The sequence below is a fragment of the Aeromicrobium duanguangcaii genome (assembly GCF_024508295.1).
GTDB lineage: Bacteria > Actinomycetota > Actinomycetes > Propionibacteriales > Nocardioidaceae > Aeromicrobium > Aeromicrobium duanguangcaii.
On sequence record NZ_CP101990.1, the window covers coordinates 870,335 to 884,669 of the forward strand.

Sequence of the window (14,335 nt, forward strand, 5' to 3'; positions counted from 1 at the left end):
GATTGGGCGCATGCTCGACTTGATCCTGGCCGTTGAAGAAGCGGCTGAACACGGTGAGGCCGCGGTGAGCCCGTTCGTCTTCGGCGGTATCGCCCTCGCTGTCCTGATGGCGCTCCTCCTCATCACCGTCGTCTTCGGGTTGGGTCGCGAGCACACCTGAGCATGAGCGATCGTCGCCGCCGCATCGGCGTGATGGGCGGCACGTTCGACCCCATCCACCACGGACACCTCGTCGCCGCGAGCGAGGTGCAGTCGTGGTTCGACCTCGACGAGGTCATCTTCGTCCCGACGGGGCAGCCGTGGCAGAAGTCCGACCGCGAGGTGTCCCCGCCCGAGGACCGCTATCTGATGACGGTCATCGCCACGGCGGCGAACCCGCGCTTCAAGGTCAGCCGGGTCGACATCAACCGCGAGGGGCCGACCTTCACGATCGACACCCTGCGCGACCTCGCGGCCACGTATCCCGACGCTGATCTGTACTTCATCACCGGCGCCGACGCCATGGCGGCGATCCTCACCTGGCGCGACCACCGCGAGCTGTTCGAGCTGGCGCACTTCGTCGGCTGTACCCGGCCCGGTCACGAGATGAACGAGTCGACGCTCGAGGGCCTGCCGCGCGAGCGCGTCACCCTGGTCGAGATCCCGGCGCTCGCCATCAGCTCCACCGACTGCCGTGCGCGGGTCCACAGCGGCGAGCCGGTCTGGTACCTCGTGCCCGACGGCGTCGTCCAGTACATCGGCAAGCACGGCCTCTACGAACCCCACGAACACACCACGAAGGACGCCTCATGACCGCCACCGATCGCGCGATCGAACTGACTCGTGCCGCAGCGCATGCCGCCGCCGACAAGCAGGCGGACGACCTCATCGCCTTCGACGTCTCCGATCAGCTCGCCATCACCGATGTTTTCCTGCTCGCCTCGGCGTCGAACCAGCCGCAGATGAACGCGGTCAAGGACGCCATCGAGGAGAAGCTGCTCGAGCTCGGCGCGAAGACCATCCGTCGCGAGGGCCAGCGCGAGTCGCGCTGGATCCTCATGGACTACGGCGACATCGTCGTGCACATCCAGCACTCCGAGGAGCGCGCGTTCTACGCCCTCGAGCGGCTGTGGAACGACTGCCCGGCGATCGACCTGCAGCTCTCGTGAAGCCCGGCAGCACGATGGGCCGTCGCGTCATCCTGTGGCGGCACGGCCGCACCGAGTGGAACGTGGCCGGCCGCGTCCAGGGCCAGACCGACATCGCGCTCGACGAGGTCGGCCGCCAGCAGGCCGCCGAGGCCGCCGCGCGGCTGGCCTCGCTGTCGCCTGCGCGGATCGTCAGCTCGGACCTGTCGCGTGCGGCCGACACCGCGCGCGCCCTCAGCGATCGCACGGGTGTGCCGGTCGAGACGGACCCGCGCCTGCGCGAGCTGGCCTTCGGCGCCCGCGAGGGGCTGACGTGGCGTGAGTCGTGGGAGCGGTTCCCGACGCAGATGCAGGCGTGGGCCGACGGCGACGAGACCCAGATCGAGGGCGCCGAGACGCATGCCCAGGCCGGGGCCCGCCTCGCCGCTGCGCTGCGCGAGTACGTCGACGAACTCCCGCTCGGCGAGACGCTCGTCGTCGTCGCGCACGGTGCCGTCCTGCGCACGGGCATCCTGGAGTTCCTCGGCATCCCCGAGTCCTCGTGGCGCCAGTTCGGCGGTCTGTCGAACTGCCACTGGTCGGTGCTGGAGGAGGCGCGGTACCAGGACTGGTCGCAGTGGCGACTGTCCGAATGGAACACCGGATCGCTCCCGGAGCCCGTCATGTCGGACGACGAGACCGAATAGGGGACCCCGGTTTGGGGGTCTCGAGAGGGAGCAGTTAGTATTGCTGAGGTTGTTAGAGGGGCATTGGCGCAGTTGGTAGCGCGCTTCCATGGCATGGAAGAGGTCAGGAGTTCGAATCTCCTATGCTCCACCGAACAGAGGCCGATCCAGAGAATGGATCGGCCTCTTCTCATGTCCGGGAGTGGTCCAGACTGGGGGCATGGCGCGCTATGTGACGTACTCCCGGACCGGCGGACCCGAGGTCCTCGAACTGCACGAGGGGCCCGACCCCACGCCCGGTGACGGGCAGGTGGTCGTCGAGATCCGTGCGGCCGGGGTGAACCCGATCGACACGAAGCTGCGCGCGGGCATCCGGCCCTCGCCGCCGTTCACCGAACCGCGCCGGGTGGGCTTCGACGGCTCCGGGGTCATCGTGGCGGTGGGGGACGGCGTGGGCGGCTGCGGCGTCGGCGACGAGGTCGTCGTGCAGAACACGCAGGGCACGTACGCCACGCACGTCGTGGCCGATCCGGCGAACCTCACGGTCAAGCCCGAGGGCGTCGACTTCGAGACGGCAGCCGCCCTGGGCGTGCCCGTCTCCACCGCGTACCAAGCCGTGAAGTCCCTCGAGGTCGAGGCCGGGGACCGACTGCTGCTGCACGGCGGGTCCGGCAGCGTCGGCCAGGCCGCGATCCAGTTCGCCGTGTCCCGGGGCGCCACGGTCGTGGCGACGGCGGGGGAGCGCAACCACGACCGCCTCCGCGAACTGGGCGCGACGCCCGTGACCTACGGCGACGGTCTGCTGGAGCGACTGCGCGAGGCGTCCCCTGAGGGCTACACCGTCTCGCTCGACTGTGCGGGCACGCAGGAGGCCCTGGAGGCCAGCCTGGAGCTGGTCGACCGCGCGCGGATCGGCACGATCGTGCAGGGCGCGCAGTACCACGACCTCGGGCTGCAGGCGTGGTCCGGCGGCTCGCCCGAGCCGCTCACGCCCGAGCAGCAGGCCTGGCGCGAGGAGGCCGTCCCCGCGGTCCTGCCACTCATCGCCTCGGGCGAGTTCCAGGTCGAGATCGGCCGCGTGCTGCCCCTCGAGGAGGCCGCCGCGGCGCACCGGATCAGCGAGTCCCACGCCGTGCGCGGAAAGATCGTTCTCGTCCCCTGAGAGCGCGAGCCATAATGGGAAGATGCCCAAGATCTCGGCGCCCACCGTCGGCGCGCACCGCGAGGCACAGCGTGCCGCGCTGCTGCGCGCCGCGGAGGACCTGCTGAAGGAGACCGGCCTGTCCGCCGTCAGCCCGCGCAGTGTCAGCGAGCGGGCGGGACTGTCGCGGTCGAGCTTCTACGACTACTTCCCCTCCAAGGACGACCTCATCGTCGCGATCGCGATCGAGGCGTTCGACCGCTGGAACCAGGAGCTGTACGACGCGATGAAGCCGGTGGACCCGGGCCTCCCGCGGCTGCGTGCCCTGATCGACGCGACGATGCAGATGACGGCCGACGGCGATCACCGCGTGGCGAGCTCCCTGCGCCAGGCCGAGCTGTCGCCCACGCAGTTCGAGCACCTGATGGCCCTGCACGACATGCTGCTGCGGCCCGTGGCAGAGGTGCTCGCCGAGCTCGGTGTGCCCGAGCGCTTCGTCTACCTCGCGCAGGGCGCCCTCATGTCGGGCGTCCAGCTGGTCCAGCGCGGTGTCGACCCGGCGCAGACGGCGGACGACGTCTTCGTGGTCCTGACGGCGGGACTGCCCGAAGCCTGAGCGCTTGACCGGGGGTGACAGACTGGGACTGTTGCCGACACTGTGTCGGTAACTTCAGACCCAAGGGAAACGCATGTTCCTAGCCTTGCGCGAGTTGCAGTTCGCTCGTGGCCGATTCGCCCTGATGGGCACGGTGCTCGCATTGATCTCCGTGCTGGTCGTGTTGCTGTCCGGTTTGTCCTCCGGACTCGTCAACGACGGTGTCTCCGGCCTCAAGTCCATGCCCGTCACTGCCTTCGCCTTCGATGAGGGCACGATGAAGGACAACGCCTTCAGCCGCTCGGTCATCGAGGAGGACCAGCTGCAGCCGTGGAAGGACGCCAAGGGCGTCGACGCGGCCGAGCCGATGGGCGTGAGCATCGTCAACAGCACGACGAACGACGGCAAGCAGGTCGACCTGACGCTCTTCGGCGTCGAGACCGACGGCTTCCTGGCTCCGAAGACCTCGCAGGGCGAGGGCCTCGGCCCGGTGAACGGCATCGTCGTCTCCGACACGCTGAAGGACGAGGGTGTCGAGATCGGCACCGTCATGACGCTGGACCGGATCGACACCGAGCTCACGGTGGTGGGCTTCACCGAGGGTCAGGCGACCTTCGGTCACGTCGACGTCGCCTACCTGCCGCTCTCGACGTGGCAGCTCATCGCGTCGAACACGGCGCAGCCGGGTGCTCCCACCGAGGCCACCGTCGCCGCCGCCGACTACAGCCTGTTCAGCACCATCGCGGTGCAGGCGAAGGACGGCGCGGACATCGATCTCGCCGCCGCCGACAAGGCTGCCGGCACCACGAGCATGACTCTCACCGAGTCGTTCAACGCGTCGCCGGGCTACCAGGCCGAGACGATGACCCTGAGCATGATCCAGGTCTTCCTCTACGTGATCTGCGCGCTCGTCGTGGGCGCCTTCTTCACGGTGTGGACGATCCAGCGGGCCGGTGACCTGGCCGTGCTGCGTGCCATGGGCGCGTCCAGCCGCTTCCTGCTGCGCGACAGCCTCGCGCAGGCCACGATCGTCCTGCTGGTCTTCACCGGCATCGGCGTGGCTGCCGGTGTGGCGCTGGGCGCTGCGATGCCCGCTGCGATGCCGTTCGAACTCGAGGCCGGCCCGATCGCGGTCGCCTCGCTCCTGACCATCGGTCTGGGTCTGCTGGGCGCCGGCGTCTCGGTGCTGCGCATCACCCGGATCGATCCCCTCGCCGCGCTGGGAGGCCGTCGATGAACACCACCACCACACCCGCCCTGGAGATCGTCGACGCGACGCTCGAGCTGGGCGACGGTGACTCGCGGGTCCGCGCCCTGGACTCCGTGTCCCTGACCGTCCAGGAAGGCGAGTTCGTCGCCATCGTGGGTCCCTCGGGCTCGGGCAAGTCGTCGCTGCTGGCCGTGGCGGGCGCGCTGTCGAACCCCGACTCGGGCAGCGTCAAGGTCCACGGGACGGATCTGAGCACGTTGTCGAAGGGCGCCGCTGCGAAGTTCCGGATGAAGAACATCGGCTTCGTCTTCCAGTCCGGCAACCTGCTGCCCGCGCTGACTGCGGCCGACCAGTTGAAGCTGGCCGGGCGCATGGCCGGCAACCGCAAGGTCGACCCGGAGCCCGTGCTGGAGTCGGTGGGCATGGCCCACCGTGCGAAGCACCGTCCCGGCCACCTCTCCGGTGGCGAGCGCCAGCGCGTCGGCATCGCCCGCGCCCTGGTGAACGATCCCACCCTGCTGCTGGTCGACGAGCCCACCGCGGCGCTGGACCGGCGTCGCAGTCACGAGGTCGTGCAGCTGCTGGCCGACAAGGCGCGCGACGAGAACGTCGCCGTCGTCATGGTCACGCACGACCACGACATCCTCGAGCACTGCGACCGCGTGCTGGAGATGATCGACGGGCGACTCGAGCCGCTGGTCGGCTGGGCGCGGGCTGCCAGCACCATGGACACCGCATCGCAGTGACCGAGGTGCTCAGGACAGCCTGAGCCGCATCAGTACACGAGGGAAGCCGCTGAGCACCGAATCGGTGTCAGCGGCTTTCTCGAACCCGGCGCGCTCGAACATCACGCGCGTGCCGACGTAGGCCATGGTCAGGTCGACCTTGGCGCCCTGGTTGTCCACCGGATAGGCCTCGACGGCCGGGGCGCCCTGGTCGCGGGCGTACTCGACCGCTCCTGCGATCAGCCGGCCGGTGATGCCCTGCTTGCGGTGGCCGGGCCGCACGCGCACGCACCACAGGCTCCACACGTCCAGGTCGTCGACGTGGGGGATCTTGCGGGCCGTCGCAAAGGACGTGTCGGAGCGGGGATGGATCCCGGCCCAGCCGACGACCTCGTCGCCGTCGTACGCCAGCACCCCGGGCGGGCCCTGCGCCATCAGCGCGCGGACGTACTCACCGCGGGCCGGACCGCGCAGCTCGCGGTTCACGGCGCCCGGCACGCGATAGCTGAGGCACCAGCAGGACTCCGCGTCGGGCCGCTTGGGCCCGACCATGGTGCGCACGTCGTCGAACTCGGCGGCGGGGCGCACGTCGATGGTCATGAGGAGATCCTAGATTCGGTGGGAACGGGGCGGTAGATCACGGGCGCCCCGACGACGTACGACTCGACGAGTCGGACCGGCGGCGCGAGACTGCGCCGGTCGAGGTGGTCGTGGGACTTCATGTTGTGGTGCTTCCTGCACAGGGATCGCAGGTTGTCGGCGCAGGTCGTGCCGCCGCGGTCGTATGCCAGCTCGTGGTCGAGGTCGGTGTCCCGAATGTCGGCCTGGCATCCGGCGACTCGGCAGGTGCCGTCGCGCCAGCGCAGTGCCTCGCGCAGGGATCCGGCGGGCTGGTAGCCGAGCTTCGTCGTGTCCATGACGTTGCCGAGCGGATCGAGCACCAGCCGGCGGAACAACGCGTGCTCGCTGGCGGCCAGCTCGCGCGCCCAGGCAGCGGGGACGGGCTCGCGGCCGCCACGGGTGAAGCCGCCGCCGTGCGTGAGTCCGATCAGGTCGGTGGCGTCGATCGTGATGGCGATCTCGGCGCGGATGTCGGTGGACGTGCCCTCGCTGCAGGTGAGCCAGTGCGCGACGAGGTCGGCCTGCTTCTGGTCGCGGGTGCGGCGGTCACGCTCGCCGGTGTCGGGATTGACCGAGGGGAGCGCCTTCGCGGCGGCGCGCAGGCGGTTGCCGACGGCGACGGCGACGCCGGTGGGCAGCAGCGCGCTCAGCCACGAGGTGCCGTCGTCGTTGTGCGAGATCTCGACGTGTCGCCGCTCCATGGCGTGCGCGGACTCGTCCTCGACCTGCTCGGGCTCGAGGCGCGCTCGCAGTCGCTTGAGCCAGCCGCGCAGCTCGCCCGGGGTGTGCTCGGCGCCGTACGCGGCCGCGTTCTGGTCGACGGCCTCGAGCGCCCGGGGCGTGTGCAGCTTGGCCACCACGTCGGCGATCAGGCCGATGCGACGGGCGTCGAGCACGCCCTCGCGGAACGCGGCCCAGACGGCCGGCGTGCGGTCGCGGACCTCCTCGCCCTGCACGATGATCCGCCAGACCGCGTTCTCGGTGATCCGCAGCTGCTGCGCGATGTCGAGCGCGATGGCTCGCCGCGCCAGCTCCTTGCTGATCGGAGCGTCATCGGTGGAGTCGATGCGCCGGATCTCGCGTTCGCGAAAGCCGATCACGAGGTTCCACTCGGCGAACTCCGCCCGGGCCCGGTCGCGCCGTACCTCGACGAAGGCGTCGGCGGCGGGCGAGGTCATGTCCCTAGAATAGAACAGGTGTTCGACGAAGAACGGAAAAGGCCCGACGTTCTCGCTACGTGAGATGCTCGCGCTTTCGTTGGGACGCCAGGACGATCGCGGCGATGACCGGCAGCGTCAGGACGCCCGCGACGCCCGTCAGGGTGCCGTAGTTCCACACCGCCACCACGAGCCCGGCCAGCAGTCCGCCGGCCGCACCGGCCAGGTTCATCGTCAGGTCGCTGAAGCCCTGGACGAGCGGGCGCACGGCGGGATCGACGCTGCGGGTGAGCAGGGCGGCGCCGGCGATGACGGACATCGACCAGCCGACGCCGAGCAGGATCAGGCCCGCCGTGATCTGGACGTTCGAGTGCCCCGCCGTGCCGGCGATGGCGCAGGCCAGCACGAGCACGATCTGGCCGGCCACGATGGTGGGCACGGCGCCCCACCGGTCGGTGGTCCAGCCGAAGAGCGGCGAGAGCGCGAACATGCCCGCGATGTGCAGGCTGATCGTGAGGCCGATGACCGAGAGCTCGGCGCCGTGGCCGGACATGTGGACCGGCGTCAGGGCCATGACGGACACCATGATCGCGTGCGAGAGCGCGACGGCGGTGATGGCCACGGCGGTGGCGCCCCGGACGTGGGGGAGCGCGGCGGCGATCCGCGGCGGCGCGGGCGCGGACGCCGAGCGGCGCTCGAGCGGGTCGGGGCGCAGCATCAGCCAAGTCAGGAGTCCGGCGGCCGCGAAGGCCACCCCCGAGAACACCTGGGGCCCGGCCAGCTCGGGGATGCCGAGGGCACGCGCCACGGTGGCGCCGGGTCCGGTCAGGTTGGGCCCGGCGACCGATCCGATCGTGGTGGCCCACACGACGAGCGCGATCGAGCGGCCCACCTCGGCGGGCTCCGCACGGTCGGCCGCGGCGAACCGCGACTGCAGGTTGGCGGCAGTGCTGGCGCCGAACAGCAGGAAGCCCAGCAACAGCAGTGGCAGGGACTCCCAGGCCGCGCCGCCGACCACGGCGACGGCGCCGAGGGAGCCACCCCACCATCCCGCGGTCAGCGCGGGCCGGCGGCCGCGGTGCACGGCGAAGTTCGACAGCGGGACGGTGAACAGGGCAGCGCCCAAGGTCGTCGCGACGACCGCCATGCCCGCCCAGCCGGCCGAGCCGGTGACGTCCTCGATGAGCAGACCGCCGACCGCCAGGCCGGCGCCGTTGCCGATACCGCCGACCACCTGGACCAGCGCGAGGGTGCCGACCGTCCGCCGCTGGGAGGGCCAGCCCACGTCAGGCCCAGATGGTGACGCGCTCAGCCGGGTCGAGCCACAGGGCGTCGTCCGGGGTCACGTCGAAGGCGTCGTAGAACGCCTCGATGTTGCGCACGACCTGGTTGCAGCGGAACTCCGGCGGCGAGTGCGGGTCGACGGTCAGCCGGCGCAGCGTCTCGGCGGGACGAGACTTGCCCTGCCAGGCGCGAGCCCAGGACAGGAAGAAGCGCTGGTCGGGGGTGAACCCGTCGATCGGCTCGGCGGGCTTGTCCTGCTGCGCCAGCTTGAAGGCCAGGTACGCGATGCCGAGTCCGCCGAGGTCGCCGATGTTCTCGCCGATCGTGAGCGCGCCGTTGACCGTCTGGCCGTCGGCGTTGGCCGGGCTGAGGTCGTCGTACTGCGCGATGATCTTGGCCGCGAGGGCGTCGAACGCGGCGCGGTCGTCGTCGGTCCACCAGTTGCTCAGGGCGCCCGTGCCGTCGTACTGCGAGCCCTGGTCGTCGAAGCCGTGGCCGATCTCGTGGCCGATGACCGAGCCGATCGCGCCGTAGTTCACGGCGTCGTCGGCCTGCGCGTCGAAGAACGGGGGCTGCAGGATCGCGGCGGGGAAGACGATCTCGTTCATCGTCGGGTTGTAGTAGGCGTTGACCGTCTGCGGCGTCATGTACCACTCGTCGCGGTCGATCGGCTTGCCGATCTTGGCCAGCTCGCGGTCCATCGCCACCGACTGGGCGCGGCGGGTGTTGCCCACCAGGTCGCCCGGGTCGGTCTCGAGCGCGGAGTAGTCCTTGAACTTCTCGGGGTGGCCGATCTTGGGCGTGAACGAGTCGAGCTTGTCCAGCGCACGCTGCTTGGTCTCGTCGCTCATCCACGGCAGCTTGCGGATGCTGATCCGGTAGGCCTCGAGGAGGTTCGCGATGAGCTCCTCCATGCGGGACTTGGCCTCGGCCGGGTACTCGGTGCGGACGTAGATCTTGCCGACGGCCTCGCCCATCGAGCCCTCGACGAATCCGATGCCGCGCTTCCAGCGGGGGCGCAGCTCGTCGGTGCCCTGCAGGGTCTTGCCGTAGAACTCGAAGTTCGCCGCGACGAAGTCGTCGGAGAGGAACGGAGCGGCACCGTGGACGAGCTGCCAGCGCAGCCAGTCGAGCCAGCCCGGCAGCAGGTCGTCGGTGAGCAGCGTCTGGACCCCCTCGAGGTAGGAGGGCTGGGAGACGACGGCCTCGGCCAGCACCTCGTGGGCGATGCCGGCCTCGTCGGCCCAGGCGCGCCAGTCGAAGGCGGGGGTGAGCGCGTCGAGCTGGTCGAGCGTCATCAGGTTGTAGGTCTTCTGGGCGTCGCGGCAGGCGACCCGGTCCCAGTGGTGCGAGGCGATCCGCGTCTCGATGTCGAGCGCGCGATCGGCGCGCTGGTCGGCCTCGTCGAACCCGGCCAGGCTCAGCATGGTGGCGATGTGCGCCCGGTAGGCCTCACGGATCTCGGCGAACTGGTCCTCGCGGTAGTAGGACTCGTCCGGCAGGCCGATCCCGGACTGGACGACGTGCGTGACGTACCGGTCCGGGCGGCCGCGGTCGGGGGCGATGTAGAGGCCGGCGATGCTGTCGACGCCGGAGCGCTCCAGGGCGCCGATCGCGCGGACCAGCTCGGGGATCGAGGTGACCGCGTCGATCCTGGCCAGGTCATCGGTCAGGGGAGCGGCGCCGAGCTGCTCGATGCGCTCGGTGTCCATGAAGCTGGTGAAGAGGTCGCCGATCTTGCGCTCCTCGTCGTCCTGGGGCTCCGCGGCACAGCGCTCGACGATCGTGCGGACCAGCTCTTCGGCCTCGTCGACCAGGTCGATGAACCCGCCTGCCGTCGCGCGGTCGGGCTTGATGGGCGCCTCGCGCAGCCACGGCCCGTTCACATAACGAAAGAGGTCGTCCTGGACACGGGTCTGGGAGTCGAAGGTCGTGGGATCGAGGCCATTGCTCACGCGGTTAGGCTACACAGCGTGGCGAACCGGATCGACGTGGAAATGACCGTTCTCCGTACGGAGGAACTGGCTCCGCGGATGCGGCGGGTGGTTCTGGGTGGACCGGCATTCGACGAATACCTCGACGCCCACCTGCCCGCGACGGACACCTACGTCAAGCTCGTCTTTGCCTCGAATGACGGGCAAGGAGACGTGCAACGGACGTACACGGTGCGGTGGGTGGACGCCGAGGCGCGCGAGCTGGCGATCGACTTCGTGACGCACGGGACCGAAGGGTTTGCAGGCCCGTGGGCGACCTCCGCAAAACCGGGAGAAAGTCTCCGTTTCCGTGGCCCGGGCGGCGCGTACCGGCCCGATCCGACGGCGGACCACCACCTTTTCATCGGTGACGAATCGGCCCTCCCGGCGATCGGCGCGTCCGTGGCCGTGCTCGAGCCCGGCGCGGCCGCCACCGCCTTCATCGAGGTCGACGGACCCGAGCACGAGATCGACCTGCCGACCGCGGGCGACCTGACCATCCACTGGCTGCATCGGGATGGAGATGCGCCCGGCTCGACCCGGTTGCTCGACGAGGCGGTGCGGGCGTGGGAGTTCCCGCAGGGTCGCGTGCAGGCGTTCGTGCACGGCGAGTCGGCGTTGCTGAAGTCGGTGCGGCCGTACCTGCTGGACGGACGGGTCGACCGCAAGGACATCTCGGTCTCGGCGTACTGGCGCTGTGGCGAGACGGAGGAGGGCTTCCGGGCCTGGAAGAAGCAGCAGCAGGATGCCGTCATCCGCCCCGGCGGTCCCCGGTAACCTCGTCGGGTGACCGAAATGCGCAACGTCGCCGTGATCCTCGCCGGTGGAACCGGGACCCGGGTGGGCCTGTCGATCCCCAAGCAGCTGATCAAGATCGCGGGCAAGACGATCCTCGAGCACACGATCGCGGTCTTCCAGGCCGCCGACGCGGTCGACGAGATCATCATCCTGATGACGCCGGGTCACCTGGACCCGGTCAACGCGATCGTGCGCGACGGCAAGTACCCGAAGGTCACGCAGGTGCTGGAGGGTGGCGCGACGCGCAACGAGACCACCAGCCTGGCGCTGAAGGCGCTGGGTGAGGACGAGTGCAACGTCCTGTTCCACGACGCCGTCCGTCCGCTGGTCTCGCAGAAGATCATCGAGGACGTCGTCGAGGCGCTGGGCACCTACGAGGCCGTCGACACCGCGATCCCGTCGGCGGACACGGTGGTCTCGGTGCACCCCGAGAGCGAGGGCGACCTCGACACGATCTCGGACGTGCTGCGCCGCGACCTGTTGCGCCGCGGCCAGACGCCCCAGGCCTTCCGCGCGTCGATCATCCGCGACGCCTACGACAAGGCGTGGCAGGACCCCGACTTCACCGCCACCGACGACTGCACCGTCGTCCTGCGGTACCGCCCGGACGTGCCGATCGCCGTCGTGCAGGGCCACGAGCGGAACATGAAGGTCACCGAGCCGATCGACGTCTACATCGCCGACAAGCTGTTCCAGCTGGCGTCCGCCGAGGAGCCCGAGGCGCTCGACGACGAGCAGTACCGCGCCGCCCTCGAGGGCAAGACGATAGTGGTCTTCGGCGGCTCCTACGGGATCGGCGGCGACATCGCGAAGCTGGCCGAGTCGTACGGCGCGAACGTGCACGCGTTCTCGCGGTCCTCCACGGGCACGCACGTCGACCGCCGCGAGGACGTGGCCGAGGCCGCGCGCGAGGTCGTCGCGAAGGCCGGCAAGGTCGACTTCGTCGTGAACACCGCCGGCGTCCTGCCGATCGGCGACCTGGCCGACACGTCCGAGGAGACGATCTGGTCGGCCACCGAGATCAACTACCTCGCGCCGATCTTCATCGCGCAGGAGTTCCGGCCGCTGCTGGCCGAGACGAACGGCTCGCTGCTGCTGTTCACGTCGTCGTCCTACACGCGCGGCCGCAAGGGCTACTCGCTCTATTCGTCGGCGAAGGCCGCGACGGTCAACCTGACGCAGGCGCTGGCGGACGAGTGGGCCGGCGAGGTGCGCGTGAACTGCGTGAACCCCGAGCGCACGGGCACCCCGATGCGCACGAAGGCGTTCGGCGAGGAGCCCGAGGGCACGCTGCTGTCGTCCGAGGAGGTCGCGCGGCGCTCGCTCGACGTGCTGCTGGCCGACATGACCGGTCACGTCATCGACATCCGCCGCGAGGGAGGCCCCGCGGCCATCGGCGGGGGTCACTGAGCCCACTCGGCGGTGTCGCCGAACTCACGCTGGTTCGTGGCCGATGGCCGAGTTCGGCTGAGTTATGTTTGATCTCTGACCCGGCACGGCCGGGAGAGGCGAACGTGCGCTCTGCGCCGGCGGTCCGAGGCTGAAAACCTCCAGCATCTCTTTCGACATCTCTGGAGTTTCCGCATGCCTTCGGCCCTGCCGTCTTCTCGCACCCGCTGGTGGTCGCTCGCCATCCTGGGCCTCACCCAACTGATGGTGGTCCTCGACGGGACCATCGTCGCCATCGCCCTGCCCGCAGCACAGGCCGACCTCGGCATGGCCGACGGGCAGCGCCAATGGGTCGTCACGGCCTATGCCGTGAGCTTCTCCGCACTGCTGCTGTTGGGCGGACGCATCGCCGACTTCTGGGGCCGCAAGCGCGCCTTCATGGTCGGCATGGTCGGCTTCGGTGTCGCCTCCGCGTGGGGAGGTTTGGCGCAGTCCGGCGGTGAGCTGATCGCCGCGCGTGGACTGCAGGGCGTCTTCGCGGCCTTGCTGGCTCCCTCCGCTCTGGCGATGGTCTCGGTGTTGTTCCCCAGCGGCCGTGACCGCAATGTGGCCTTCGCCGTCTTCGGCATCATCGCCGGCACGGGCGCTGCCTTCGGCTTCCTGCTCGGCGGCGCGCTGACCCAGTACGCCGACTGGCGCTGGTGCCTGCTGGTCAACCTGGTCTTCGTCGTCGCCGGACTGATCGGCGGCAAGGTCCTGCTCGTCGAGAGCAAGGCGGAGGGCGACACCCGCTACGACATCGTCGGCACCGTCATCGTGGCGCTGTCCCTCGGCGCGCTGATCTACGGTTTCGCACGCGCCGAGCACGGCTGGGACGAGCCCGAGACCTGGGGCTTCCTCGCCGTCGGAGCCGGCTTGATGGGCGTCTTCGTGTGGTGGCAGAGTCGCACCTCGCACCCGCTCCTGCCCCTGCGCGTGGTCCGCGACCGGGTGCGCGGCGGCGCGTTCCTCCTCCAGGCGATGGTGGGCGTGGTCATGGTCGGCGCGATGCTCTACCTGACCTTCCACTTCCAGATCGTCCTCGGGATGAGCCCCTTGATGGCCGGCTTCGGCAACGTCGCGATGACCGTGGTGATCATGGCGACCGCGCCGATCTCGACCACGCTCTTCACGACGTTCGGTCCCCGGGTGGTGCTCACCGTCGGGCCTCTGCTCGCCGCGGCCGGACTGTTCTTCCTCAGCGGCATCACCGCCGAGGGCAGCTACTGGTCCGAGGTGCTCCCCGGCCTGGTCGTGATGGGTCTGGGCTTCTCGTTGATCTTCGTCCCGGTGCAGAACCTCGCCCTGTCCGGTGTCGATGCGCACGATGCCGGGGTCGCCTCCGCGATGGCCAACGCGTCGATGCACGTCGGCGGGTCGATCGCGGTCGCCGTGTTCACCGCGCTGTACAGCTCGGCGATGGCCGATGCGCTGGCGCAGGGCACCGAGAGGCTGCCCGCCCTGGCCGGCGCGTACGGTGACGTCCTCTTCGCAGCGGCGTGGGCGATGATCCTGGGGGCCGCCACGTCCTTCGTCCTGTTTCGCGGGTCCAAGCCCGAGGTGCCGGAATCCGTCGACGCGGTGGCGACCGCCCGCTGACGCCTGCGCGGG

The 14,335-nt window shown here is 70.0% G+C and carries 15 protein-coding genes and 1 tRNA gene; 12 read left to right on the forward strand and 4 right to left on the reverse strand.

Translation table 11 applies throughout. The features are described 5' to 3' along the window. The first annotated feature begins 10 nt into the window (after window positions 1–10). The 9 genes from NP095_RS04455 (at window position 11) to NP095_RS04495 (ending at window position 5,484) form a co-directional block, all read left to right on the forward strand. Complete coding sequence (locus NP095_RS04455; RefSeq protein WP_232417182.1) at window positions 11–160, forward strand: hypothetical protein; 150 nt, start codon at window positions 11–13, stop codon at window positions 158–160. 2 nt (window positions 161–162) lie between these two features. Continuing rightward, a complete protein-coding gene (gene nadD / locus NP095_RS04460) occupies window positions 163–792 on the forward strand; it encodes a nicotinate-nucleotide adenylyltransferase (RefSeq protein WP_255668730.1) in 630 nt (209 codons plus the stop codon). Beyond that, window positions 789–1,148 (forward strand): ribosome silencing factor, encoded by a 360-nt coding sequence (gene rsfS / locus NP095_RS04465; RefSeq protein WP_232417181.1) that lies wholly within the window; start codon window positions 789–791, stop codon window positions 1,146–1,148. The genes nadD and rsfS overlap by 4 nt, the downstream gene beginning before the upstream one ends. After that, the gene (locus NP095_RS04470; protein WP_232417180.1) at window positions 1,145–1,813 is read left to right on the forward strand and encodes a histidine phosphatase family protein; all 669 of its coding nucleotides are present in this window, start codon (window positions 1,145–1,147) and stop codon (window positions 1,811–1,813) included. Before rsfS ends, NP095_RS04470 begins: the two co-directional genes overlap by 4 nt. A 57-nt stretch (window positions 1,814–1,870) precedes the next feature. Then, window positions 1,871–1,943, forward strand: a tRNA-Ala gene (locus tag NP095_RS04475). A gap of 69 nt (window positions 1,944–2,012) precedes the next feature. After that, window positions 2,013–2,954: a quinone oxidoreductase family protein gene (locus tag NP095_RS04480; RefSeq protein ID WP_232417179.1), complete on the forward strand. Its 942-nt coding sequence runs from the start codon at window positions 2,013–2,015 to the stop codon at window positions 2,952–2,954. A gap of 22 nt (window positions 2,955–2,976) precedes the next feature. Next, window positions 2,977–3,549 carry a TetR/AcrR family transcriptional regulator gene (locus tag NP095_RS04485; protein WP_232417178.1) on the forward strand — a complete coding sequence of 191 codons (573 nt, stop codon included), beginning with the start codon at window positions 2,977–2,979 and terminating at the stop codon, window positions 3,547–3,549. A 73-nt stretch (window positions 3,550–3,622) separates the two neighbouring features. After that, window positions 3,623–4,765: an ABC transporter permease gene (locus NP095_RS04490; RefSeq protein ID WP_232417177.1), complete on the forward strand. Its 1,143-nt coding sequence runs from the start codon at window positions 3,623–3,625 to the stop codon at window positions 4,763–4,765. After that, on the forward strand, window positions 4,762–5,484 hold the full coding sequence (locus tag NP095_RS04495) for an ABC transporter ATP-binding protein (RefSeq protein ID WP_232417176.1): 723 nt from the start codon (window positions 4,762–4,764) through the stop codon (window positions 5,482–5,484). The genes NP095_RS04490 and NP095_RS04495 overlap by 4 nt, the downstream gene beginning before the upstream one ends. A gap of 9 nt (window positions 5,485–5,493) precedes the next feature. Here NP095_RS04495 and NP095_RS04500 read toward each other — a convergent pair whose 3' ends face one another. Genes NP095_RS04500 through NP095_RS04515 form a run of 4 tightly spaced genes read right to left on the reverse strand, consistent with a single transcriptional unit; the run spans window position 5,494 to window position 10,480 of the window. Continuing rightward, the gene (locus NP095_RS04500; RefSeq protein WP_232417175.1) at window positions 5,494–6,063 is read right to left on the reverse strand and encodes a GNAT family N-acetyltransferase; all 570 of its coding nucleotides are present in this window, start codon (window positions 6,061–6,063) and stop codon (window positions 5,494–5,496) included. Beyond that, the gene (locus NP095_RS04505) at window positions 6,060–7,262 is read right to left on the reverse strand and encodes an HNH endonuclease signature motif containing protein (RefSeq protein WP_232417174.1); all 1,203 of its coding nucleotides are present in this window, start codon (window positions 7,260–7,262) and stop codon (window positions 6,060–6,062) included. Before NP095_RS04505 ends, NP095_RS04500 begins: the two co-directional genes overlap by 4 nt. 55 nt (window positions 7,263–7,317) lie before the next feature. Continuing rightward, complete coding sequence (locus NP095_RS04510) at window positions 7,318–8,526, reverse strand: MFS transporter (RefSeq protein WP_232417173.1); 1,209 nt, start codon at window positions 8,524–8,526, stop codon at window positions 7,318–7,320. Between the two features lies 1 nt (window position 8,527). After that, window positions 8,528–10,480 carry a M13 family metallopeptidase gene (locus NP095_RS04515; RefSeq protein ID WP_232417172.1) on the reverse strand — a complete coding sequence of 651 codons (1,953 nt, stop codon included), beginning with the start codon at window positions 10,478–10,480 and terminating at the stop codon, window positions 8,528–8,530. An 18-nt stretch (window positions 10,481–10,498) separates the two neighbouring features. Between NP095_RS04515 and NP095_RS04520 the strand changes: the two genes are divergently transcribed. The 3 genes from NP095_RS04520 to NP095_RS04530 all read left to right on the forward strand — a co-directional run bounded on the left by NP095_RS04520 (window position 10,499) and on the right by NP095_RS04530 (window position 14,323). Continuing rightward, window positions 10,499–11,275, forward strand: coding sequence for a siderophore-interacting protein (locus tag NP095_RS04520; protein WP_232417171.1), 777 nt, complete (start codon window positions 10,499–10,501; stop codon window positions 11,273–11,275). A gap of 18 nt (window positions 11,276–11,293) precedes the next feature. Beyond that, window positions 11,294–12,706 carry a bifunctional cytidylyltransferase/SDR family oxidoreductase gene (locus NP095_RS04525; protein ID WP_232417433.1) on the forward strand — a complete coding sequence of 471 codons (1,413 nt, stop codon included), beginning with the start codon at window positions 11,294–11,296 and terminating at the stop codon, window positions 12,704–12,706. A gap of 174 nt (window positions 12,707–12,880) precedes the next feature. Further along, complete coding sequence (locus tag NP095_RS04530) at window positions 12,881–14,323, forward strand: MFS transporter (protein WP_232417170.1); 1,443 nt, start codon at window positions 12,881–12,883, stop codon at window positions 14,321–14,323. The last annotated feature ends 12 nt before the right edge of the window (window positions 14,324–14,335 follow it).